A 22,748-nucleotide genomic window follows, 5' to 3' on the forward strand; every position below is an offset into this window, starting at 1 on the left:
CCTTGACCCCGTTCGGCCGCCGGGTGCGGGAATTGCGCGCGGCGCGCGGCGCCACCTTGTCCGACATGGCGGTGGCCATCGGCGTGTCGCCGACCTATCTGTCGGCGCTGGAAAACGGCAAGCGCGGCAAGCCCACCTGGGCCATGGTCCAGCGCATCATCGCCTATTTCAACGTGATCTGGGACGAGGCGGAGGACCTCCAGCGCCTCGCCGAGGTCTCCCATCCGCGCGTCACCGTGGACACCGCCGGCCTGTCGCCCGAGGCCACGGAACTGGCCAACCTGCTGGCGGTCGAGATCGCCCACCTGCCGCCGGAGGCGGTGGCCGAGCTGCTCGGGCGCCTGAAGATCCTGCGCAAGCGGGCCTGACCGCCCCTTCGGGTACTCCCTTACGCCAGGCCGCGCGGAACCCCGGTTTGCTCCGGGCGTTCCTTCCTGGAGACGGCGCCGCACGACCGGCGCCGCAACGGGAGAACCGCCATGGAACATCGCGATGAAACCACCTCGCTCATCTCCATCGGGAAGGTGAAGAACACCGACGTCTACGACACCGAGGGCAATCATCTCGGGATGGTGGGCGACGTGCTCATCGACAAGCGCAGCGGCGTCATCACCGGGGCGATCGTGACCTTCGGCAGCGTGCTGGGGCTCGGCGGCGACGAGCGGCAGGTGCCCTGGGTCAGCCTCAAGTACGACACCCGCCAGGGCGGCTACGTGCTCGGCGTGCCGCTGCGCCAGCCGGACGGCGCGCCGGCCTTCTCCCCCTACGCCGCCGCCATCTGACGGCAGGTCCAAATTGGCCCGGAGCGCGCCGGGCGCACGACACCAGAGGAGAATCCCATGGACGTGATCGAAGAAACCCACAGCCTCATCGCCGGGGACAAGGTCGCCGGCACCAGCGTCTACAATCGCGCCGGCGAGAAGATCGGCGCCATCCACGACGTGATGATCGACAAGCGCTCGGGCAAGGTGGCCTATGCGGTGATGTCGTTCGGCGGCTTCCTCGGTCTCGGGGAGAGCTATCACCCCCTGCCCTGGTCCACGCTCGACTATGACGTCGGCCAGGGCGGCTATGTGGTCGACCTGTCGCGCGACCAGCTCAAGGGCGCGCCGCATTACGGCGCCGAGGACCGGCCGCGCTGGGACCGCGACTATGAAACCCGCCTGCATGATTACTACCACGCGCCCTATTACTGGGGCATGTAGCATTCACGGGGCCGGCGGGCTCGGCGAACCGACGGCTCAAGGGTGGTTGAAGAGAGCCACCACGCTGTGAGGAGCATCGACGCCGAAGAACCGCGCGTGGTTGCGGGCGGTCTCGGCGGCGACGTCGGCGCTTCGAGGAAACAGCCTGTTCTCATATCTGGCGAGCGCGGCATCGATATCATCGGGATTGGCGATGATCGCCTCGGCGAGCTCGGCGCCGTCGAGCAAGGCGAGGTTCGCCCCCTCCCCCGCAAAGGGGGACATCAGATGCGCCGCATCGCCGACCAGGGTCAGGCCGAGGGCGCGGTTCCAGCGATGGCCGACCGGAAGCGCGAAGATGGGCCGAAGAATTGGGCTCGTGTCGCTTGCCGTGATGAGAGCGGTGAGTGGCAGCGCCCAACCCGCGAACTGTTCGGCGACCTGGGCAAGACCGGTTCCCGCGTCGCTGAAATCCAGGGCCACGAACCAATCCCATGGCCGGTTCAGGGCAGCGTAGGTGCGAAGCGTGCCGTCCGCGTAACGATGAGCAAGAATGCCCTGGCCCGGAGCCACGGCCATCAAGGTGCCCTCGCCAATCGCGTCGGCGCTGGCCTTCAGGCGCGTGGCGCCCTCCAGCACCGTGGTTTCGACAAACGAAGTGCCCGTGTAGGCCGGCGTCGCGTCCGACAGCAGCGGGCGCACCTTCGACCAGGCGCCGTCAGCGCCCACCACCAGGTCAGTCACCGCCGTGGAGCCGTTGGCGAAACTGATCCGGTGCCGTCCGTCGCCGCGCGGCTCGATGCCGGTGACCTTGTGACCCCATTTGATCGTTTGAGGCGGAAGGGAATCGATCAGCATCTGGCGAAGATCGCCACGGTCGATCTCCGGGCGATCATTTCTGTGGCTCCCCGGCTTGTCGAACAGAATTGTCCCATCCTTCTCGACGATGCGTTTGGCATCTTCACCGGTGCGAACACGGTCGAGGAAGGTCTCGAAAAGCCCGGCGGCCTTAAGCGCGATCTGGCCGTTGTGCGCGTGGATATCGAGCAGCCCGCCCTGTGTTCTGGTGCTGGCGGAGACTTCGGCTTCGTAGATCGTCGCCGGGATGCCGCGGAGATGCAGAACACGGGCGAGGGTGAGGCCGCCGAGCCCGGCGCCGATGATTGTGAGGGGGAAAGGCATGGACGCGCTCCTGTCGTCAGCCGCGGCGCGCAAAGACGCTGACGGCGGCGAAGGCCTGACTCGTCAGGCGATTGGCTGGGAGACGCTGGCCTGACCGCGCTAAACGCTGGGCCAGGATGCATTCGACGGCTTGGGACGGGCCGTCATTTTCGCGACGGTTCGACGTTACAGCGATCGACGGCGCGATACAATTAAGGTCCCGACCAATGGCGGAAGTGACGCACGCGAGCGGCGCTACCGCCCCTCGCAAGGACATCGGCGTCGCGGGCCCCATCCCACCCTGAACAGCCCGCCGGAATACCCGCCTTGAGCGCTGGCGCTCGTCTCTGCCCGTTCCGGTGCATCCCGTCCTTCCAGGGCGTGAATGACCGGGGACGCGACCTCCCGACGGTGCCGGGCCGCGCCGGCCGGGCGCGGCCCAACAGCCTTGTGACCGCCGGCGGCCCCGCCCGCGCTGGCGGGACGGCCCTCCCGTGCTAAGCTCCCTTCTTTGGACGGGCTGTGTCGAGCGGAGGGTCCGTGACCGCGACACCGGAAGGGAACAGGCCACGCAGCGTGGAAGGCCAGGCCGCCCAGGCGCTTGAGCGCGCCCTGCGGCGCGCGCGCCATGTCATCCTGTGGGAGCGGGCGTGGCCCGCCCTCGTCACCTTCGGCGTCGCCCTCGCCCTGTTCCTCGTGGTGTCCTGGGCCGGGCTCTGGCTCATCCTGCCGCCGCTCGGGCGCATCATCGGCATCGTCCTGTTCCTGGCCCTCGGCCTCGCCGCTTTGTGGCCGGCGCTGCACGTGCGCCTGCCCTCGCGCGCCGAGGCGCTGGCGCGGCTCGACCAGGCCAGCGGCCTCGCCCACCGTCCCGCCACCGCCATGGGCGATACGCTCGCCACCAAGCCGGACGATCCCATCGGCGCCGCCCTCTGGCGCGCCCATGTGGCCCGCACCCTTGCCGCCGCGCGCGCCCTGCGCGCCGGCCTGCCCGCCCCGCGCCTCGCCGCGCGCGACCCGCGCGCGCTGCGGGCGCTGGCGCTGCTCGCCGTCGTCGCCGGCTTCTTCCTGTCGCCGGGCGACCATTGGAGCCGCATCCGCACCGCCTTCGACTGGCGCGGCGCCGTGGTGCCGCAGACCTATCGCGTCGATGCCTGGATCGACCCGCCGGCCTATACCGGCCGCCCGCCGCTGGTGCTGCCGGGCCTGCGCTCGGAGGATGCCACCACGGCGCAGGCCGCCGCCGTCTCGGTTCCCGCCGGCAGCGTGCTGGTGGTGCGCGCGGCGGGCACCGGCCTTGCCGGCCTGAAGGTGGACGGGGGCCTGGAAGAGGTGAAGCCGGCCGAGCCGGCCGCCGGAGACGCCGGCGCGCCCGCCCCGGCGCAGAAGGCCGACGCCGCCGCGGGCGAGCGGCGCTTCACCATCGCCGGCCCCGGCGGCGTGAGCTTCGTCGGTCCCGACCAGCGCAGCGCCACCTGGCGCATCGGCGCGGTGCCGGACGGCAAGCCCAGCATCGCCTTCACCAAGGATCCGCAGCCGGGCGCGCGCAACACGCTGGTGCTGACCTATCGCGTCGAGGACGACTATGGCGTCAAGGAGGCCCAGGCCACCTTCGCCCCGCTGGCGCCGGAACGCGGCCTGTTTCCCCGCCCCGGCTCGCCCGCGCCGGTGGCCGGCCGGCCGCTGGTGCCGGCGCCGGACTTCGCCCTGTCGCTGCCGCAGGGCAGCAGCCGCGGCGGCACGGCGCAGACCACCAAGGACCTGATGACCCATCCCTGGGCCGGCGCCCGCGTGGCGGTGACGCTGAAGGCCAAGGACGAGGCCGGCAACGAGGGCGTCAGTGACACCCGCGTGGCGCGCCTGCCGGCCCGGACCTTCTCCAAGCCGGTGGCGCGGGCGCTGATCGAGGAACGGCGCCGCCTCGCGCTCGACGGCGCGGCCCGCGGCCGGGTCGAGGCGGTGCTCGCCGCCCTGACCCTGGCGCCCGCCCAGTTCGCCATCCCCTCCAGCGAGTATCTCGGCCTGCGCACGGCCTATTACCGGCTGAAGAACGCCCGCTCGGACGACGACCTGCGCGGCGTCGTGGACTATCTGTGGGAGGTCGCGGTCCTGATCGAGGACGGCACGCTCAGCGCCGCCGAGCGCGAGCTGAAGGCCGCCCAGGAGGCTCTGCGCGAGGCGCTGGAGCGCGGCGCCAGTGATGAGGAGATCAAGCGCCTCGCCCAGGACCTGCGCCAGGCCATGGACAAGATGATGCGCCAGATGGCCGAGCAGGCGCAGCGCGACGGCGGCAAGGACGCCCGCCCGCTCGACCAGAACACCCGCGTGATCCGCCCGCAGGACCTCCAGCGCATGGTGGACCGCATCGAGAACCTCGCCCGCAGCGGCTCGCGCGACGCCGCCAAGCAGCTGCTGGACGAATTGCAGGCCATGATGGACGGCATGAAGCCGGGCAACCGCCAGGCCGGCCAGCAGGGGCAGCAGGGCCAGAGCGAACTGGGCAACATGATCCAGGAGCAGCAGCGCCTGCGCGACCGCACCTACCAGCAGGGCCGCCCCGGGCAGCGCGGACAGCAGGGGCAACAGGGCCAGCGTGGACAGCAGGGCCAGCGCGGGCAAGGTCAGCAAGGGCAAGGCCAGCAGGGACAGCCGGGCGAGGGCCAGGACGGCCAGGAGGGCGACACCGGCTTCGGCGAACTCCAGCAGGGCCAGCAGGAGCTGCGCCGGCGCCTCGGCCAGATGCTGGAGCAGTTCCGCCAGCAGCAGCAGGGACGCGGCCAGGGCCAGCAAGGGCAGCAGGGACAGGGCCAGAACGGCCAGGGCGAACCCGGCGGCGATTCCGCCGGGCGCGCGGGCGACGCCTTCGGCCGGGCCGAGCAGGCCATGCGCGACGCCGAGGGCGCGCTGGGCGAGGGCAACGGCCAGGGCGCGCTCGATGCCCAGGGCCGGGCGCTCCAGGCGCTGCGCCAGGGCGCGCAGGCGCTCGCCGACGGCCAGCAGGGCGATCCCAACGGTCCCGGCCCCGGCGGCCCGTCCGGCGAGAGCGCGCAGCGCACCGACCCGCTGGGCCGGCCCATGCGCACCCAGGACTATGGCGACGATTTCTCGGTGAAGGTGCCGGACGAGGTGGACGCCCAGCGCGCCCGCCAGGTGCTGGAGGAACTGCGCCGCCGCCTGGAGCAGAACGAGCGGCCGCAGCAGGAGCTGGACTATATCGAGCGCCTGCTGCGCAATTTCTGAGGGACCTCGGACAACGCGCTCCGGACATGCGCTCCGGCCGCTCTCCCGATGGCTCTGTGTGGCCCCGGTCGAGGCGCCGGCCGCCATGCGCGATGCGGCCCGTCAGGCGTCGGCCCGCAGGTCGGGGATGACGCCGAAGCCGGTCTTCTCCAGATAGGCGGCGGTTCGCGCCAGCAGCCCGTCATGGTCGCCGAAGCCGGGCAGCGGCGCCGTGAGCGCCGCCAGGTCCGCGTCGCTCGCGGTCCAGGTCCGGTATTGGCGCCCGTCGCGAAAATCATGGACCGAGCAATCCGCCTTTTTCACCACGAAGGACGATTCCCACACGCGGCAGTCCTCCGCCCGGTCCATGACCGATACAGTGGTAAAATCGACCGTCTCCCCGCTGCCCAAAGCTTCGTTGAACGAGACATGCAGGGTCCAGCGCGCCGTCTGCACAAACAAGCCGAGGCGCCGGCCGGGAACATGCTCGGGGTTCATGACGGGACTGGGATCGCCCGGATCGCGGCCCCAATAGCTGACCAGCAGGCGGGTGTCCGTTTCCGGCACAAGGTAGGCGACACAAAACCGCTCCCGCCGGTCGTAGCGCCGCTCGGCCTCCGCCCGCGACAGCGGACCGACCAGCTTCGGTCCGTCGGCAACACGCAGCCACCGGCTCGCGAACCGCTCCTCGCCGGGCACATCGGGCAAGGGTTGGAAAAGGGACCGAGGCGGTTCCGGCCAGGGCTGGCGCGCGAACTCGGGATCGCGGGTCAACGCGTTCCGCCGCGCCGGCGCCTCCTGCGGCAGCTCGACGGGAAACGGCGTCGGCAGCCAATCCTCTCCCAGCTTCAGTTCTGCCGCCGCCGCAGCCTCCAGGGCGTGCAGCTCGGCGCACAACTCTCCAATCGGCCGCGACAGATATGACCGCTGTTCGCGGGCGGTCGCCGGCTGCGTCTGCTCCAGTTCCTCCACATAGGCCTCGGCCTGCGCCCGTTCGCCGGCCAGGAGGAAGGCCCGCACCGGCGACAGGGCATGAGACCACTCGGAGCGGCGCATCCTGGACCTGGCGGCGATGTCCTGCGCGAACGCGCCGAGGGACGTTATGGGACCGAGCGGCGCGAATACCTCCTCATCCAGGCGGTCCAGCAGCAGCGGCACGAAATCTGGCTCCCAGACCGCCCAATGGCCATCGTGCAGTGTCTTGCGCACGATCGGTCCATTGGGGTGATGGTAGAGTGGCCGGACTTGGCGCTCGATGCGAAACGCATAGCGATCAGATGTGCGGTCGAAGAACACCCCGCGCAGCAGATGGCGCACCGGCGTGATGACCAGCGAGCGGCCCACCAGCCGCAGGTCCGGCCGCAGGGCCAGCAGCGGAGCGAGATAGCGCTTGAGGTCCGCCGGCCGCGTGCCGGGCTGGCGCCCCTTGGCCGCCTCGGCCTCGGCAGCGGCCGCGGCCGCCTGCAGATTCTTGCGGGCCACGGCGATGGCGCCGTCGGCATCGAGCAGGGCATCCTCCGCCTCGTCGAACACCGCCGCACCCAGGAGATGCGCCAGGGCGGCGGCAGCGCACAGGCCGGCGAGCATCTCCTCCGTGTCGCCGCCCCAGCGAAAGCTCGCGGTGCGGTCGAAGGCCGGATCGATCTCGCCGGCGAACCGGGCCAGCAATTCCTGGTCGTCGAACACGTCGAACTCGACCCCGGCGGCCGCGCGCCGCAGCCGCACCGGCATCCGGCCGCGATGCCCCTCCAGCCCGCCCCGCCCGCCGAGGGCGACGGGAAATCCCAGCTCCTTCAGCGCCCCGTTCACCGCCGCGCGGGACGGCAGCGGGCCGCGAAACATCACATGGCTTTCCATCGACATGAGCCAGCCCCCCGGCCAACGCCCGCCTCGGCATATGTGCTGGAAGTCAGCATAGAACAAAAAGAGAACAATACAACCCGGAACAATCCATTCCGAGGCATGCAACCGGACCGCCGAGCGGCACCGGACAGCAAAAAGCCGGCCCGCGGGCCGGCTTTCAGGACGCGCGACGCGGCGCTGCTACCCCAACTGCTCGATATGGCCGATGAACGGCAATTGCCGGAAGGCATGGGCGACGTCCATGCCGTAGCCGACCACGAACAGGTCCGGGCAGACGAAGCCCACATAGTCGGCATCCACGCGCACCGCCCGCTTGCCGGGCTTCTCCAGCAGCACGGCCACCAGCACCCGGCGGGCGCCGCGCGCCATCAGCAGATCCTTGGCGAAGGCGAGCGTCCGGCCGGATTCGAGGATGTCGTCCACCAGCAGCACGTCGCGGCCGCGCACGTCGCTCTCCACGTCGCGCAGGATCGCCACCTGGCCGGACGACACCTGCGCGTCGCGGTAGCTGGAGAGGTGGACGAACTCCATTTCCGGCGCCATGCCGGAAGCGTGCATGGCGCGCAGCAGGTCGGCGGCGAAGATGAACGAACCCTTCAGGACCGCGACCACAAGCAGCTTCTCCAGCCCCGCGCCGGCGATTTCGCTGGCCAATTCGCGATTCCGGGCGGCAATGCGGTTCTCATCAAACAGAACTTTAACGGGTGGTAAGGACATGGTTCCTCCGTGGTGTCCGAGCATGCCGCGCCGGAGGGAGATCGTCCAGGGCGCGCAGGCGGGGCGCCCCCAATCGCCGCGGAAGCCGGGCTTCCGCTGGATTCACCCTGACGTCTTCCCGCTCTATGGTGGCGCGCGAAGGCGGTCGCGATTCGAGGAAGGTGAAAGGCGTGGTCCGGTTCGAGAATGTGGGCCTGAGGTACGGCATGGGGCCGGAGGTGCTGAAGGACGTGACCTTCGGCATCGAGCCGAACTCGTTCCAGTTCCTCACCGGCCCCTCCGGCGCGGGCAAGACCACCCTGATGCGCCTGCTGTTCCTCTCGCTGAAGCCGACGCGCGGCCTCATCACCATGTTCGGGCGCGACGTCTCCTCGCTCGATCCCGACGAGGTGGCGGTGATCCGCCGCCGCATCGGCATCGTGTTCCAGGACTTCCGCCTGCTGGACCATTTCACCACCTATGAGAACGTCGCCCTGCCGCTGCGCGTGCTCGGCAAGGAGGAGGCAAGCTACCGCGCCGAGGTGACGGAGCTGCTGCACTGGGTCGGGCTCGGCGACCGCATGCACGTGCTGCCCCCGGTGCTTTCGGGCGGCGAGAAGCAGCGCGCGGCCATCGCCCGCGCGCTGATCGGCCGGCCGGAATTCCTGCTCGCCGACGAGCCCACCGGCAATGTGGACCCGACGCTGGCCCGCCGCCTGCTGCGCCTGTTCGTGGAGCTGAACCGCTCCGGCACCTCGGTGCTGCTGGCCACCCACGACATCGCGCTGATGGACCAGTTCGATGCCCGCCGCCTGGTGATCGCGGACGGACGGCTCTATGTCTACGACTGAGACGCCCCCCCTCCCCGCCCCCCCGCCGCCGGCCGGCACGCCGGACAAGCCGCGCCCGGCGAAGCTGAAGCCGAAGGCCGCCCCGGTCACGCCCATCGTGCCGCGCGCCACGGTGGCCGGCCGCGCCCTGGTGGCGGTGGTGGCGATCATGACCTTCCTCGCCGCGCTCACCATCGGCTCGGTCATGGCGGTGCGCACCACGGCGGGCGCCTGGCGCAGCGACGTGACCCGCGAGGTGACCATCCAGATCCGCGCCGGCGACAAGGCGGTGACCGACGCCCAGGTGCGCACCGCCGTGGACCTCGCCCGGCAGACCCCGGGCATCGCCGAAGCCCACGTGCTCACCGACACCGAGACCAGCCGCCTGCTGGAGCCCTGGCTCGGCGCCGGGCTGGACTATTCCGACCTGCCGGTGCCTCGCATCGTGGTGCTGCGGCTCGATCCATCGGTCCCGGCCGACCTCGCCCGGCTGCGCCGCACCCTCACCGACCGCATCCCCACCGCCGCGCTGGACGACCACCGCACCTGGTCGCGGCGGCTCGGCGCCATGGCGGAGGGGGTGATGTATGTCGGCTTCGGCCTGCTGGCGCTGGTCGCCACCGCCACCGTGCTCTCGGTGGTGTTCGCCACCCGCGCGGCGGTGGCCACCAACCGCTCCATCGTCGAGGTGCTGCATTTCGTCGGCGCCCGCGACGGCTTCATCGCCGCCCAGTTCCAGCGCCATTTCCTCAAGATCGGCACCCAGGGCGGGGTGCTGGGCGGGGTGGCGGCGGCGGCGCTGTTTGGCGCGCTCATGAGCCTGCCCCGCTTCGGCTTCGAGGCCGATCCGGAGAATCCCGGCATCCTCACCTGGCTCGATCCCGGCTGGCTCGGCTTCGGCGGCATCGTCGCCGCGGTGGTGGTGATCGCGCTGGTCACGGCGCTGACCTCGCGCATCACCGTCTACCGCACCCTGCGGACCATCACATGAGGCGCGGGGCCGCGCCCGCGGCTGCCCCGAAGTCCTCGCGTCTGCCGCATTTGTCGGGCATCCTTCGGCCATGACGGTGACCCAGACGGCCGGCACGACCCGGCCCGAACAGTCGACAGGCAGGGCGCCGCGGCGCGGACCGGGTTTCTGGGTGCGCCGCGCGGCGGTGGTGCTGGCATTTGCCTTCGGCAGCCTCGCCCTGGTGTTCGTGGGCGGCTTCGTCGTGTTCACCACCGCCATCGCGCCGCGCGAGCCGGCGCAGCTCAAGCGGTCCGACGGCATCGTCGTGCTCACGGGCGGGGCCTCGCGCATTTCCGACGGCGTCCAGTTGCTGGCCTCCGGCCACGGCCAGCGCCTGCTGATCACCGGCGTCAACCGCACCACCTCGCCGGACGAGATCCGCCGCACCCTGCCGGACAACGAGCACCTGCTGGATTGCTGCGTCGATCTCGGCCACCGGGCGCTGAACACCTTCGGCAACGCCATCGAGGCGGCCGAATGGACGCGGGCGCAGCACTTCCGCTCGCTGGTGGTGGTCACCTCCGCCTGGCACATGCCCCGCGCCCTGGTGGAACTGGGCCGCGCCCTGCCGGAAGTGGAGCTGCAACCCTATCCGGTGGTGACGGACCGGATGCAGGCGCCGCGGTGGTGGACCGACCCGCAGACGGTGAAGCTCCTCCTCAAGGAATATTTGAAGTACATGATGGCGCAGGCCAAGATCCGCCCCGCCCAGGCGGTCGCGCCCAAGGCCGCGCCGGCGGCGTCGCCCGCTCCCGCGCCGGGCGCGCAGGCATCCATGGCCGGATCGATTCACGGGGCGGACAGGAAGCCCGAGTGACCCTGCTGCGTTCTCTGCTGTTCCAGCTGCTGTTCTACAGCGTCACCATCCTCTACATGCTGGTGTGCCTGCCGGTTCTGCCGTTCATATCGCGGCAGGCCATGTGGCACGGCATCGTGCTGCCATGGGCGCGGATCACCGGCTTCCTGCTGCGGGTGGTGGTCGGCACCAAGGTGGAGGTCGTCGGGCGCGAGAACATCCCCGCCGGCCCGCTGCTGATCGCCTCCAAGCACCAGTCGGCGTGGGAGACCCTCGCTTTGCTGCCGCTGTTCAGCGACGCCACCTTCATCCTGAAGCGCGAATTGATGTGGCTGCCGCTGTTCGGCTGGTACCTGACCAAGGGTCGGGTCATCCCCATCGATCGCGGCGCCCGCGCCGCCGCGCTGAAGAGCATGACCGCGCGGGCGCGGGCCGAGCTCGCCACCGGCCGCCAGATCATCATCTTCCCCGAGGGCACGCGCCGCCCGCCCGGCGCGCCGCCCGCCTACAAGTTCGGCGTCGCCCATCTCTACACCTCGTTCGGCGTGCCCTGCCTGCCCATCGCGCTGAACTCCGGCCTCTATTGGCCGCGCAACGCGCTGATCCGGCGGCCGGGCACCATCCGGGTGGAGATCCTGCCGCCGATCCCGCCCGGCCTGCCGCGGGACGCGTTCTTCAGCCGGCTCCAGAGCGACATCGAGACCGCCAGCGACCGCCTGCTGGCGCAAGGCCGCGCGGACCTGGGACCGGACGCGCCCGCCCCCGTCCCCGCCGCTCCGTAATTATCCCCGTAACCATACCCTGTGGAAAACTGTTGCGGGGTCCGAATCGGCGTTCTAGTTTCGTTCTCATGAACGCCACTGATTCGCTCCTCATTCCATTGTCTGACGCTGGTCGGCTGAGCGGCCTTACCGATGGCGCGCTGGGTGCGCGCTATCGTTTCTGGCGCGATCAGGACGGCGTCCGCCATGTGTTTTCGGTGTATCCGGCGGACGACGCGCCGGACTATCCCGAGGCCCTCGCCATCGCGGTCCGGCGCACCCCCGCCGGCTCCATCGCGGTGTGGGCCGGCATGCCCGGAGAGGCGGCCAACCGGGCCGCGCGCCGGGCGATGGCGGAAGAAATCCACATCCATGTGATGGGCGAGGACGCGCCCGAGGCGCTCCGGCGGCTGCTGACGCCGCGCCCCTGCGCCATGGACATGCTGGCGCTGCCCGCCCCGGCCCGCCGCACCCAGGACGCCGAGCGCCGCCACGCCGCCTGAGGCCTCGCCCCAGCGACACCATCCCGGCCGCTCAGCCGTGCCCCTCGCGCAGCTTCTGCGCGATCCAGGCGAGGCCGCTGTCCTCGATGCCCATCTCGGCCAGCAATTCCATGGTCGCCAGCACATAGTCCCGGTTGGGGCCCGACTGGCCGTGCGAGCGGCGCACCAGGTGCAGCTGGTCGTCCAGCGTCAAGCCGCGGGCATATTGCGGGTGCGCCCGGTTGGCCACATAGGCCACCGCCGGCGCGTCTGCGCGCGCCGCATTGCGCAGCCGCACCCGCCGCATGGTCTCCCGGTAGACGCCGGAAATCTGCTCGCGCTCGGTGAGATAGGCGTGGGTCACCGGCCAGTCCTGCGCCGCCACGCGATAGGCGATGCCCCGGCAGGAACCGCCGAGATCCAGCCCCAGCACCAGGCCCGGCTTCTCCGGCGTGCCGCGGTGATGGAAGGAATAGATGCACAGCGCCCGGTGGCAGCCGATCAGCGTCGCCTCCACCCGCTCGGCATAGGCAAAGCCGGGGTTCCACATCAGCGAGCCATAGGCGAACACCCAGGGGTCGTGGTCCGGCACCGGCACGAGGCCGGCCGGGGGGAGGCGGGGGGAAGACTGGTCGGCAGGCATGCGGGTCCGGACGTCTGGCGCGGGCTGCGGCGATACCGCCGTGGCCGAGGGGTCTCGATCGGCAAGCATAAAGCCGGAATTAGGGCATGGGCGGTTCCGCACACCGGCAAATCGCAGATTGCTCCACCCGCCTGCCGCCGCCCGGCCGGCAAAATGCGGGGCAGGCCCATCAAAGCTGCGGCACCGGGGCGCGTTTGGGTCTTCAACTGGTCCCAAACATGCTCTACAGCCCTGAACCTGCTCTCGACCGCCCCTCGGGCCGGAGGTGTTCGCGTGGCCGCAGGACCTGCTGCCATCCGGAGGCCGTTGCGCCCAGCGTGAGACACGAAGGGAACGCATGTCTGTCACCGAACCCGCGCCCCGGCGCCGGCGGCCCTGGATCATCGCGCTGCCGCTGGCGCTCCTCGTCCTCCTGGGCATCGGCTGGTCCGGCCTGTGGGTCTATGCCGCCCGCACCGCCGACGGGGAGATCGACGCCTGGATTGCCCGCGAGAAGCTGCTGGGCCGCCAGTGGAGCTGCTCCGAGCGCGCGCTGGAAGGCTTTCCCTTCCGCTTCGAGCTGATGTGCCGCGACCCGGTTCTGGTCACCCAGGGCGGAGACAGCTTCCGCATTTCCGCCGCCGCCGCCCATGCGGTGGCGCAGGTGTGGGACCCGAGCCACATCGTCGCCGAGTTCGCCTCGCCGGCGCGCATCGAGGACCAGGCCACCGGGCAGGTCTACACCGCCTCCTGGTCGCTGCTCCAGATGAGCGGCGTCGGCGACAGCACCGGCCGCCCGGTCCGGTTCGACCTCGTGGTCAACACGCCCATGGTGGAGCAGGCGCCGGGCAATGCCTCCGCCACGCCGCTGCTGTCCGCCAAGCAGATCGAGACCCACGCCCGCCGCCGTCCCGGCGAGAACGGCGCCCGCGACGGCATCGACTTCGCCTTGTCCATCGCCGGCGGGGAGAGCCCGCAGCTCGCCAGCACCGGCAGCGCCGGCCCGCTGGACCTGGCGGTGCAGATGACGGTCACCGCCGTGGACGACCTGCGCCCCATGTCGGTGACCGACCGGCTGCGCGCCTGGGCCATGTCCGGCGGCATGATGCAGTTGCAGGGCTTCACCCTGACCACGCCGTCCGCCGCCGCCAACGCGACCGGCGCGCTGTTGGTGGATGGGCAGGGCCGGCTCAACGGCCAGCTCGTGCTCGGCTTCGCCGGCATCGAGGACACGCTGAGGAACCTCAGCAAAGCCGGGCTCATCTCGCCGGAATACGTGCCCATCGTCGGCGCCCTCGCCATGGCGGGCAAGAAGGGCGACGTGGCCGGCCGCAAGGGCGTGACCTTCTCCATCGCCTTCGACCAGGGCGCGCTGAAGCTGGGCAAGATCCCGGTCGGCATCGTGCCGCCGCTGTTCCCGCCGCCGGTGGCGCCGCTGCCCGCGCCCCAGTCCATCACGCCTCAATCCATCACGCCGCAAGCCGTTACGCCTCAGGCGCCCGCCCCGGCCACGCCGGCTCCGGCGCAATAGCGCGCGCGGCGGCTCAGCCCGCCGCGCCGTCCTTGATCACCCGGCGGCCGAAGTCGGGCGCCGCCGTCTCCTGGCCCTGCTCGATGATCGAGCGGCGGATGGCGCGGGTGCGGGTGAAGTGTTCGAACAGCGCGTCGCCGTCGCCGTAGCGGATCGCCCGCTGCAAGGCGGACAGGTCCTCGGTGAAGCGCCCCAGCATCTCCAGCACCGCCTCGCGGTTATAGAGGAACACGTCGCGCCACATGGTGGGATCGGACGCCGCAATGCGGGTGAAGTCGCGAAAACCGCCGGCCGAGAACTTGATCACCTCGGAGGTCAGCGTGTGCTCCAGGTGCTCGGCCGTGCCGACGATGTTGTAGGCGATGAGATGGGGCACGTGGGAGGTGATCGCCAGCACCAGATCGTGGTGCTGCGGCGACATGGTCTCCACGTTCGCGCCCATGCCCCGCCACAGCGCTTCCAGCGCCGCCACCGCCTGGGGATCGGCATCGGCGGTGGGCGTGACGATGCACCAGCGGTTCTCGAACAGGCTGGCGAAGCCGGCGTCGGGGCCGGAGAATTCCGTGCCCGCCACCGGATGGGCGGGAACGAGTTGAGCATGGGCCGGCACGTGCGGCGCCATCATCTCCACCACCGCCGCCTTGACCGAGCCGACGTCGGAGAGGATCGCGCCCGGCTTCAGGGCCGGACCCACCTCCGCCGCCACCGCGCCCGACGCGCCCACCGGCACGCAGGCGATGACGATGTCCGCGTCCCGCGCCGCATCGGCGGCGGTGTCGGCCACCACGTCGGCGAAGCCCAGCTCGCGCACGCGCGCGCGCACCGCCGGATCGCGATCGGCGACCACCACCGTGCCGGCCAGCCCCTTCTCCCGCGCGGCGCGGGCGATGGACGAGCCGATCAGCCCGGCACCGATGACCGCAAGGCGCCCGACCAGGGGCGCGCTCACCGCTCCGCCCCGGCCAGGAAGTCGGACAGGGCCGCCACCACCAGGCGGTTGGCCTCCTCCGTGCCGATGGTCATGCGCAGGCTATTCGGCAGGCCATAGGCGCGGACCTGGCGCAGGATGATGCCGCGCCGGGTCAGGAAGGCATCCGCCTCAGCGGCGGTGCGGCCGGGCGAGGTCGGGAAGTGGATCAGCACGAAGTTGCCCACGCTGGGCGTGACTTTGAGGCCGAGCGCGGTCAGCTCCCCGGCCAGCCACGGCAGCCAGCGGTCGTTATGCGCCACCGCCTGGTCCACATGGCCGGCATCGGCGATGGCGGCGGCGCCGGCGGCGATGGCCGGGGCGTTCATGTTGAACGGCCCGCGCACCCGGTTGAGCGCGTCGATGACGGCGGCCGAGGACACCGCCCAGCCGATGCGCAGCGCGGCGAGGCCGTGGATCTTCGAGAAGGTGCGGCACATGATGACGTTCTCGGCCGAGAGCGCCAGTTCCAGCCCGGTCTCGTAATCGTTGCGGCGGACATATTCGCTATAGGCCGCGTCCAGCACCAGCAGGACGTGCGGCGGCAGCGCCGCGTGCAGGCGGCGCACCTCGTCGAACGGCAGATAGGTGCCGGTCGGATTGTTGGGGTTGGCCAGGAACAGCACCCGCGTGCGCGGCGTCACCGCGGCGATGAGCGCGTCCACGTCGGCCACCAGGTCGTCGGTGTCCGGCACCGCCACCGGCGTGCCGCCGGAGGCCAGGGTGGCGATCTTGTAGACCAGGAAGCCGTGGGTGCTGAACACCGCCTCGTCGCCGGGGCCGATATAGGTATGGGCGATCAGGCCCAGCAGCTCGTCCGAGCCGGCGCCGCAGATGATGCGCTCGGGATCGATGCCCATGGCCTTGCCGATGGCCTCGCGCAGCACGCTGGCCGAGCCGTCGGGATAATCCTGCAAATTGGCGCCGGCGGCCTGGTAGGCGGCGATGGCGGCCGGGCTCGGGCCGAGCGGCGTCTCGTTGGAGGAGAGCTTGAACACCTTCTCGACGCCCGGCGCGTGGCTCTTGCCGGGGACATAGGCCGAGATGGCCATGACGCCGGGGCGCGGCTCGGGGCGGGCGGGGTGACGCTGGGTCTCTTTGGCGGGAACGGACATACCCTACTCCACATCAGGGCCGGGCGGAGCCGGCGCTGTCCATGCCGAAACGATAGGGGGCGGCATGGCTCCCCACGGGAATGAAGGACCGCACGCTGGCGCCGCTCTGGCGGAGCGCGTCCAGCACCGCGTCGCGGGCGCCGGGCTCGCGCACCGACACCAGCAGCGCCGCGCCGTCGAGCGCGCCGTCGGACACCGCCAGCACGTCGGCCAGCGCCGACACCGCCGCCGCCGACTTGGCGCTCCATCCGGCGACCCGGACGCTGAAGGTCTCCACCTCCGTCACCGCCGCGTCGGCGATGGGATGGGAGACCACGAACACCGGCAGGCCGGCGGGATGGTCGGCGCGCTCCACGAACGGCAGGCGGGCGATGATCTTGGGCGCCTGTTCCGGCTCCAGCGCGGTCCACCAGGCATCGCTGCCGGGCACCATGGCGGCAGGCAGCAGGCCGAGGTCGCCCTTGGAGGCCTCCACCGTCTTCACCACCGCCCGCGCGCCCATGTGCGGCACGAACGGCGCGGTAAAGCCGAAATGGAAGCGCGCGCTGTCGCGCATCAGCGGCTCGCCCACCGACAGGTCCGCATGCACCGCATAGGGCGCCTGGACGTAAGTGAAGGTGGAGATGATGACGCGCCAGATGCTCTCCACCGTGTCGAGCGGCAGCAGCCCGCGATGGCGCTGCACCAGGCTGCGCATCATCGAGGCCTCGCGCGCCGGACGGAACGCGGAGCCTTCGGTCTGGGTGCGCTTCACCTTGACGAGGCGATCGATGATCTCGCTCCGCTCCATGAGCAGGCGGTGCATCGTTTCGTCGATGCGGTCGATCTCCGCGCGAAGGTCCGCGAGGGAGGGTGTCTGAGCTGCGTCTGTCATGGGAACCCGAGGATTGCCGCGACCTGTAGCGGGAGATGGGCGGCGAATCAAAGAATTGTTGCACAAGGCAGGCCCGCATCCCGCGCACGGCCGGCGGGCCCGGACAAGCATCGCCATGGACTTCCCCGCGCGGATGGGCGATTGCGGAACATGGAGCGGGAGGCGGCAGGTGGCGGGCGCAATACGCGAGACGCTCTATTACACGGTGGGCCTGGTGGTGCTGCGCGCCATCGGCCTCGTCATGCTGCCGGTGAACACCTACTTCCTGTCCAGCGCCGAATACGGCCGGCTGGAGGTGATGCTCTCCTTCATCGACGTGGGCGCGCTGCTGTTCGGCCTCGCCTTGCCCTCAGCGCTCGCCCGCTTCGTCGGCGATGCGCAGACCTGGGAGGCGCGCAAGGCGGTGTGCGCCGAATATGCCGGGCTGGCGCTGCTCGTCTGCGGCGTGCTGGTGGCGCTGGGCGCGGCATTCTCCCATCCCATCATCGGCCTCCTGCCGGAGCCGGTGACGCGCACCGAATTCCTGCTCCTGCTCGGCGCCATCTGCCTGGAAGGCGTGCTCGGCGTCGGGCTTACCTGGATGCGCATCCGCGGCGCGGCGCGCACCTTCCTCATCATGAGCCTCAGCCGCGCCTTCGCCCAGGCGGCGGTCACCGCCACGCTGCTGGCGCTGGGCTTCGGGGTGGAAGGGGTGCTGATCGCCTCGGCCAGCGCGGCGCTGGCCCAGGGCGCGGCCATGATGGTCTATCTGGCGCGGGACTGCGGCATCTCGCTGCGCTTCGTGCGCTGGCGGGAGATGATCGTCTATTGCGGCCCGCTGCTGCTCTCCGCGCTCGCCGCCTTCGTGCTCGGCTCCTACGACCGCTGGGTGCTGGCGGCCAATGTGACGCCGCAGGACATCGCCCTCTACGGCGTCGCCGGGCGGCTCGGCGTGCTCACGGCGGTGCTGCTCCAGCCGTTCCACATGTGGTGGTTCCCCAAGCGCTTCATGGTGCTGGCGGAGGAGAACGGGGCCGAGCGCAGCGCCGACATCGTCTCGCTGGGCTATCTCATCGTGCTCGGTGCCATGGCCGGGGTGAGCCTCGGCGGCCCGTTCGCGGTGCATGTGCTGACCCGCGAGGCCTATTGGGGGGCGAGCGGCTTCATCGCCTTCATCGCGCTCAACTACGCCATCCAGGAGACCGGCAGCCTGCTGGAGATCGGCTGCTTCCTGCGCAAGGACGGCTTCGCGCCCCTCATCATCAACCTGATCGGCGCCGGCATCGCCATCGCGCTCTATTACACGCTGATCCCGACCTATGGCGTGGCCGGGGCCATCGGCGCCACATTGGTCGCCCAGAGCATCCGCGTGCTCATCACCTATGCGGTGTCGCAGCATTATGCGCCGATCCCCTACCGCTTCGCCCGGCTCGGGCTCGTCACCGCCATCACCGTGGTGCTGACCGCGCTCGCCACCTTCGCCCTGCCGCCGCTGGTGCTGCCGCTGGCCGGCGTGGTCATCCTGCCGCTGATCGGCTGGATGGCGGTGCGCTTCAAGCTGCTGCCCCGCATCGACCCGGCCGAGCTGCCCGAACCGATCCGCCGCCGGCTGAAGCTGGGGTAGCCGCTCCGAGGAGCCGCATTGCGCGCCTCGCCCCCGGCGGCCATACTCGGCAAGGTTGAGGAACGGCCATGAGCGACACCACCATCGACGTTCAGGAGCAGATCGCCCGCATCGAGCGGATGCAGGAGGAAACGCGCAAATTCGTTGCCGAGAGCCACAAGCTGGCCGCCGAGCAGCAGAAATTGATGGCGGAGCAGCAGAAGCTGACCGCCGAGGCGTTGAACGCATCGCGCGAACACGCGCTGGCGCCCTGGCAGGTGGCTTTCGCCGGCATGGGCGCCGGCGCCGCGCTCGTCGGCGCCACCATCGCGCTGATGAAGGTGCTCGGCGGATAGCACCGGGTGCGAGCGTCCCGGCTCCGGCGTGCTTCTTGCTTCGCATGCGGGAGAATGGGAAACCGGAGGCAGCCGGTCCCCGCAGCGCGAAGGCCCATGGATCTCAACACCGTCTCCGCCCTCCACCGACCCCGGACCCGTGACGAGATCGGCCCCTGGCAGGCGGGCGATGCCTGGCTTGCGGGCGGCACGGTCCTGTTCGCCGATCCGAACCCGGGGCTGAGCCGGCTGATCGACCTCACGGCCCTCGGCTGGCCCGCGCTGGCCTTGACGCCGGACGGGCTGGACATCGCCGCCACCTGCACCCTCGCCGAGCTGGAAGAGCCGCTCTTGCCGCCCGGGGCGCGGATCGCCGGCCTGTTCCCGGCCTGTTGCGCGGCGCTCTATGGCGCGTTCAAGGTGCGCACCGCCGCGACCATTGGCGGAAACCTGTGCACCGCGCTCGCCGCCGCACCCATGGCCGCGCTCATTGTGGCGCTCGACGCGCGCCTCACCCTGTGGCCCGCCGCGGGCGGCAGCCGGCAGGTGGCGGCGGCGGATTTCATCCTCGGCCTGCAGCGCACAGTGCTGGCACCGGGCGAATTGCTGCGCAGCATTCTTGTGCCGGCTTGCAATATGGACCTGCGCTGGGCCTTCCGCCGCATCGCCCTGAACGACCTCGGCCGCTCCGCCGCGCTCCTCATCGGCACGCTGGCAGCGGACGGCCGCTTCGCCCTCACCGTCACCGCCTCCACCCCCCGGCCCCTCCGCCTCGATTTCCCGGCCCTGCCTGACACCGCAGCACTTCTGGCCGCGCTCGACGCCGCTATACCCGCCGACGGCTGGTATGACGACGTGCATGGCGCGCCCGCGTGGCGCCGCGCCATGACACAGCTTTTTGCGCAGCAAATCCGCAGCGAACTGGCCGAGGGCGGCCCGGCATGAGCACGCTCATTCTCAACGGCCGCACCGTCGCCATCGCCCCCCGCCCCGGCCAGTGCCTGCGCACGCTGCTGCGCGAGCTGGGCGCCTTCGGCGTCAAGCGCGGCTGCGACGTGGGTGATTGCGGCGCCTGCACCGTGCTGGTGGACGGCACGCCGGTGCACAGCTGCATCACCCCGGCCTTCCGCGCCGAGGGCCGGAGCGTCACCACCATCGAAGGGCTGGCGGAGGGCGACAGGCTCCACCCGGTACAGCAGGCCTTCCTCGACGCCCAGGGCTTCCAGTGCGGCTATTGCACCGCCGGGGCCATCCTCACGGTCTCATCCCTCAACCAGGCCCAGCGCCAGGACCTGCCTGCCGCGCTGAAGGGCAACCTGTGCCGTTGCACCGGCTATCGCGCCATCGCCGATGCGGTCGCCGGCACCACCCATGCCGAGCGCGGATTGGCGGGCGAGGCCTGCGGCCACAGCCACCCGGCCCCGGCCGGCCCCGCCATCGTCACCGGGCAGGCGCGCTACACGCTCGATGTGGACGTGCCCGGCCTCACCCACCTGAAGCTGGTGCGCTCGCCCCACCCGCACGCTTGCATCCGGTCCATCGACACCTCCGCCGCCCTGGCCGTGCCCGGCGTCATCGCCGTGCTGACCCATCTGGACGCTCCCGCCACCCTCTATTCCTCCGGCCGGCACGAGATCGCCGCCGACGACGTGGACGACACCCGCATCCTCGACACCGTGGTGCGTCATGTGGGCCAGCGGGTCGCCGCCGTCGTCGCCGAGACCGTCGCCGCCGCCGAGGCGGGCTGCCGGGCAGTCGCGGTCGATTACGAACTGCTGCCCGCCGTGCTCGACCCGGAGGCTGCCCGCGCGCCGGGCGCGCCTTTGGTGCATGGCGACAAGGGGCCGGAGAGCCGCATCTTCGACCCCGCCCGCAACGTGGTGGCGCACCTTGCCGGCGAGGTGGGCGACGTGGCCGCCGGCTTCGCGGCGGCGGACGTGATCCATGAGGAGACCGTCCGCACCCAGCGCCTCCAGCATGCCCATCTCGAAACCCATTGCGCCATCGGCTGGCGGGACGCGGACGGCCGCCTCGTCCTGCGCTCATCCACCCAGGTGCCCTTCCTCACCCGCGATGCTTTGGCCGGCGTCCTCGGCCTGCCGCGCGATCAGGTGCGGGTGTTCGCCGGACAGGTGGGCGGCGGCTTCGGCGGCAAGCAGGAAATGCTGGTGGAGGACATCGTCGGCCTCGCCGTGCTGAAGACCGGGCGGCCGGTGCAGCTGGAGCTGACGCGCGCGGAGCAGTTCGCCGCCACCACCTCCCGCCATCCCATGCGGGTGCGGGTGAAGCTCGGGGCGACGGCGGACGGCACGCTCACCGCGTTCGAGATGGAGGTGCTGTCCGACACCGGCGCCTATGGCAACCATGCCGTCGGCACGCTGTTCCACGGCTGCAACGAATCGGTGCAGGTCTATCGCTGCCCGAACAAGAAGGTGACCGGCGAGGCGGTCTATACCCACACCCTGCCCTCCGGCGCCTTCCGCGGCTATGGCCTCAGCCAGACCATCTTCGCCATCGAAAGCGCCATGGACGAGCTGGCCCGCAAGCTCGGGCTCGATCCCTTCGCGCTCCGGCGCCGCAACGTGATCCGGCCCGGCGACCCCATGGTCGCCCACAGCCTCCACGCCCACGACATCGAATATGGCAGCTACGGCCTCGACCAGTGCCTGGACCTGGTGGAGCAGGCGCTGTCGGAGCCGGGCGAGCCGCCGCCGGACGGGCCGCAGTGGCGGGTGGGCCGCAGTGGCGGGTGGGCCGGGGCATGGCACTGGCCATGATCGACACCATTCCCCCGCGCGGCCATTACGCCCAGGCCCGCCTCGCGCTCACCGCCGACGGCGCCTATGAGCTGGCGGTGGGCACGGTGGAGTTCGGCAACGGCAGCCTCACCACTCATGCCCAGATCGCCGCCACCGCTTTGTCGGCCCGCGCCGATGCCATCCGCCTGCGCGCCGCCGACACCGACGCGGTAGGGCACGACACCGGCGCCTATGGCAGCACCGGCATCGTGGTGGCCGGGCGGGCGACGCTGGATGCGGCGCAAAAGCTAGCCTCGGCCCTCCTCGCCTGCGCCGCCCGGCTGGCGGGCACCACGCCGGAACGCTGCCGCCTGACGCCCGAAGGCGTCGCGGTGGAGGGCGGCCGCCTGCTGCCCCTGGCCGATCTCTTCCGCGCGGCGGAAGCGACGGGCATGCCGCTGGCGGCGGAGGGGCGCGCGGACGGCTCGCCGCGCTCCATCGCCTTCAACGTGCAGGGCTTCAGCGTGGCGGTGAACGGCGAGACCGGCGAGGTGCGCATCCTGAAGAGCGTGCAGGCGGCGGACGCCGGGCGGGTGATGAACCCCATGCAGTGCCGCGGGCAGGTGGAGGGCGGCGTGGCGCAGGCGCTGGGCGCGGCGCTGTTCGAGGACCTGCTGATCGGCGAGGACGGCGCGGTGGTGAACCCGGCGTTCCGCCACTATCACATCCCCGCCTTCGCCGATGTGCCGCGCACACAGGTGCTGTTCGCCGACACCTATGACAGGCTGGGGCCGTTCGGGGCGAAATCCATGAGCGAAAGCCCGTTCAATCCGGTGGCGCCGGCGCTCGGCAATGCCATCCGCGATGCCACGGGCGTGCGCCTGACGGCGACGCCGTTCGCGCGTGACAGGGTTTTCAGCGCGCTCGCCGCCGCGTGCGGCGGGGCGGGCGCGCATCTTTGAGGCTGGGACGAGGGGGAC

General features: G+C 71.1%; 20 protein-coding genes and 1 pseudogene. 14 read left to right on the plus strand and 7 right to left on the minus strand.

Annotated features, from left to right (window positions below):
* Nucleotides 1-2 precede the first annotated feature (2 nt).
* From YU1_RS0126605 to YU1_RS0126615, 3 genes are all read left to right on the plus strand, one after another.
* The gene (locus YU1_RS0126605) at nt 3-368 is read left to right on the plus strand and encodes a helix-turn-helix domain-containing protein (protein ID WP_029006609.1); all 366 of its coding nucleotides are present in this window, start codon (nt 3-5) and stop codon (nt 366-368) included.
* Nucleotides 369-479: 111 nt separating this feature from the next.
* Nucleotides 480-782, plus strand: a complete 303-nt coding sequence (locus YU1_RS0126610; protein ID WP_029006610.1) for a PRC-barrel domain-containing protein — start codon at nt 480-482, stop codon at nt 780-782.
* A 57-nt stretch (nt 783-839) separates the two neighbouring features.
* On the plus strand, nt 840-1,205 hold the full coding sequence (locus YU1_RS0126615; protein WP_029006611.1) for a PRC-barrel domain-containing protein: 366 nt from the start codon (nt 840-842) through the stop codon (nt 1,203-1,205).
* Nucleotides 1,206-1,241: 36 nt separating this feature from the next.
* Here the strand turns inward: YU1_RS0126615 and YU1_RS0126620 are convergent, their stop codons facing one another.
* Nucleotides 1,242-2,366 (minus strand): FAD-dependent oxidoreductase, encoded by a 1,125-nt coding sequence (locus tag YU1_RS0126620; RefSeq protein ID WP_029006612.1) that lies wholly within the window; start codon nt 2,364-2,366, stop codon nt 1,242-1,244.
* 519 nt (nt 2,367-2,885) lie between these two features.
* Here YU1_RS0126620 and YU1_RS0126630 point away from each other — a divergent pair.
* Complete coding sequence (locus tag YU1_RS0126630) at nt 2,886-5,585, plus strand: TIGR02302 family protein (RefSeq protein ID WP_029006613.1); 2,700 nt, start codon at nt 2,886-2,888, stop codon at nt 5,583-5,585.
* Between the two features lie 102 nt (nt 5,586-5,687).
* Here the strand turns inward: YU1_RS0126630 and YU1_RS0126635 are convergent, their stop codons facing one another.
* Entirely contained in the window at nt 5,688-7,427 is a 1,740-nt protein-coding gene (locus tag YU1_RS0126635; RefSeq protein WP_156922522.1) for a hypothetical protein, read from the minus strand.
* 180 nt (nt 7,428-7,607) lie between these two features.
* Complete coding sequence (gene hpt, locus YU1_RS0126640) at nt 7,608-8,144, minus strand: hypoxanthine phosphoribosyltransferase (RefSeq protein ID WP_029006615.1); 537 nt, start codon at nt 8,142-8,144, stop codon at nt 7,608-7,610.
* Nucleotides 8,145-8,314: 170 nt separating this feature from the next.
* On the opposite strand from hpt, the gene ftsE reads away from it, so the two are divergent.
* From ftsE to YU1_RS33880, 5 genes are all read left to right on the plus strand, one after another.
* Complete coding sequence (gene ftsE / locus YU1_RS0126645; protein WP_029006616.1) at nt 8,315-8,974, plus strand: cell division ATP-binding protein FtsE; 660 nt, start codon at nt 8,315-8,317, stop codon at nt 8,972-8,974.
* Nucleotides 8,961-9,944: a cell division protein FtsX gene (locus tag YU1_RS0126650; RefSeq protein ID WP_245263469.1), complete on the plus strand. Its 984-nt coding sequence runs from the start codon at nt 8,961-8,963 to the stop codon at nt 9,942-9,944. Before ftsE ends, YU1_RS0126650 begins: the two co-directional genes overlap by 14 nt.
* A 151-nt stretch (nt 9,945-10,095) precedes the next feature.
* Nucleotides 10,096-10,782 carry a YdcF family protein gene (locus YU1_RS31575; protein WP_051357441.1) on the plus strand — a complete coding sequence of 229 codons (687 nt, stop codon included), beginning with the start codon at nt 10,096-10,098 and terminating at the stop codon, nt 10,780-10,782.
* Nucleotides 10,779-11,543 (plus strand): lysophospholipid acyltransferase family protein, encoded by a 765-nt coding sequence (locus YU1_RS0126660; RefSeq protein ID WP_029006618.1) that lies wholly within the window; start codon nt 10,779-10,781, stop codon nt 11,541-11,543. Before YU1_RS31575 ends, YU1_RS0126660 begins: the two co-directional genes overlap by 4 nt.
* A gap of 68 nt (nt 11,544-11,611) precedes the next feature.
* Entirely contained in the window at nt 11,612-12,025 is a 414-nt protein-coding gene (locus tag YU1_RS33880; RefSeq protein WP_210163774.1) for a hypothetical protein, read from the plus strand.
* Between the two features lie 31 nt (nt 12,026-12,056).
* Here YU1_RS33880 and YU1_RS0126670 read toward each other — a convergent pair whose 3' ends face one another.
* The gene (locus YU1_RS0126670) at nt 12,057-12,647 is read right to left on the minus strand and encodes a gamma-glutamylcyclotransferase (protein WP_051357445.1); all 591 of its coding nucleotides are present in this window, start codon (nt 12,645-12,647) and stop codon (nt 12,057-12,059) included.
* A gap of 337 nt (nt 12,648-12,984) precedes the next feature.
* Between YU1_RS0126670 and YU1_RS0126675 the strand changes: the two genes are divergently transcribed.
* Nucleotides 12,985-14,157: a DUF2125 domain-containing protein gene (locus YU1_RS0126675; RefSeq protein WP_029006620.1), complete on the plus strand. Its 1,173-nt coding sequence runs from the start codon at nt 12,985-12,987 to the stop codon at nt 14,155-14,157.
* Nucleotides 14,158-14,170: 13 nt separating this feature from the next.
* Here the strand turns inward: YU1_RS0126675 and YU1_RS0126680 are convergent, their stop codons facing one another.
* The 3 genes from YU1_RS0126680 to YU1_RS31585 are packed head-to-tail and all read right to left on the minus strand — an operon-like array spanning nt 14,171 to nt 17,113.
* Nucleotides 14,171-15,106, minus strand: a complete 936-nt coding sequence (locus YU1_RS0126680) for a prephenate/arogenate dehydrogenase family protein (protein ID WP_029006621.1) — start codon at nt 15,104-15,106, stop codon at nt 14,171-14,173.
* Nucleotides 15,103-16,239: a histidinol-phosphate transaminase gene (gene hisC / locus YU1_RS0126685; protein WP_029006622.1), complete on the minus strand. Its 1,137-nt coding sequence runs from the start codon at nt 16,237-16,239 to the stop codon at nt 15,103-15,105. Before hisC ends, YU1_RS0126680 begins: the two co-directional genes overlap by 4 nt.
* A 13-nt stretch (nt 16,240-16,252) precedes the next feature.
* The gene (locus YU1_RS31585; RefSeq protein ID WP_035716822.1) at nt 16,253-17,113 is read right to left on the minus strand and encodes a chorismate mutase; all 861 of its coding nucleotides are present in this window, start codon (nt 17,111-17,113) and stop codon (nt 16,253-16,255) included.
* A 169-nt stretch (nt 17,114-17,282) separates the two neighbouring features.
* Between YU1_RS31585 and YU1_RS0126695 the strand changes: the two genes are divergently transcribed.
* From YU1_RS0126695 to YU1_RS31590, 4 genes and pseudogenes are all read left to right on the plus strand, one after another.
* Nucleotides 17,283-18,716, plus strand: coding sequence for a lipopolysaccharide biosynthesis protein (locus YU1_RS0126695; protein WP_029006623.1), 1,434 nt, complete (start codon nt 17,283-17,285; stop codon nt 18,714-18,716).
* A gap of 68 nt (nt 18,717-18,784) precedes the next feature.
* Nucleotides 18,785-19,051, plus strand: a complete 267-nt coding sequence (locus YU1_RS0126700) for a hypothetical protein (RefSeq protein ID WP_029006624.1) — start codon at nt 18,785-18,787, stop codon at nt 19,049-19,051.
* Between the two features lie 96 nt (nt 19,052-19,147).
* Entirely contained in the window at nt 19,148-19,975 is an 828-nt protein-coding gene (locus YU1_RS0126705) for an FAD binding domain-containing protein (protein ID WP_029006625.1), read from the plus strand.
* A pseudogene (locus YU1_RS31590) lies at nt 19,972-22,730 on the plus strand (molybdopterin-dependent oxidoreductase). Before YU1_RS0126705 ends, YU1_RS31590 begins: the two are co-directional and overlap by 4 nt.
* Nucleotides 22,731-22,748: the final 18 nt, after the last annotated feature.

The sequence above is a fragment of the Azorhizobium doebereinerae UFLA1-100 genome, from assembly GCF_000473085.1.
Classification (GTDB): Bacteria; Pseudomonadota; Alphaproteobacteria; order Rhizobiales; family Xanthobacteraceae; genus Azorhizobium; species Azorhizobium doebereinerae.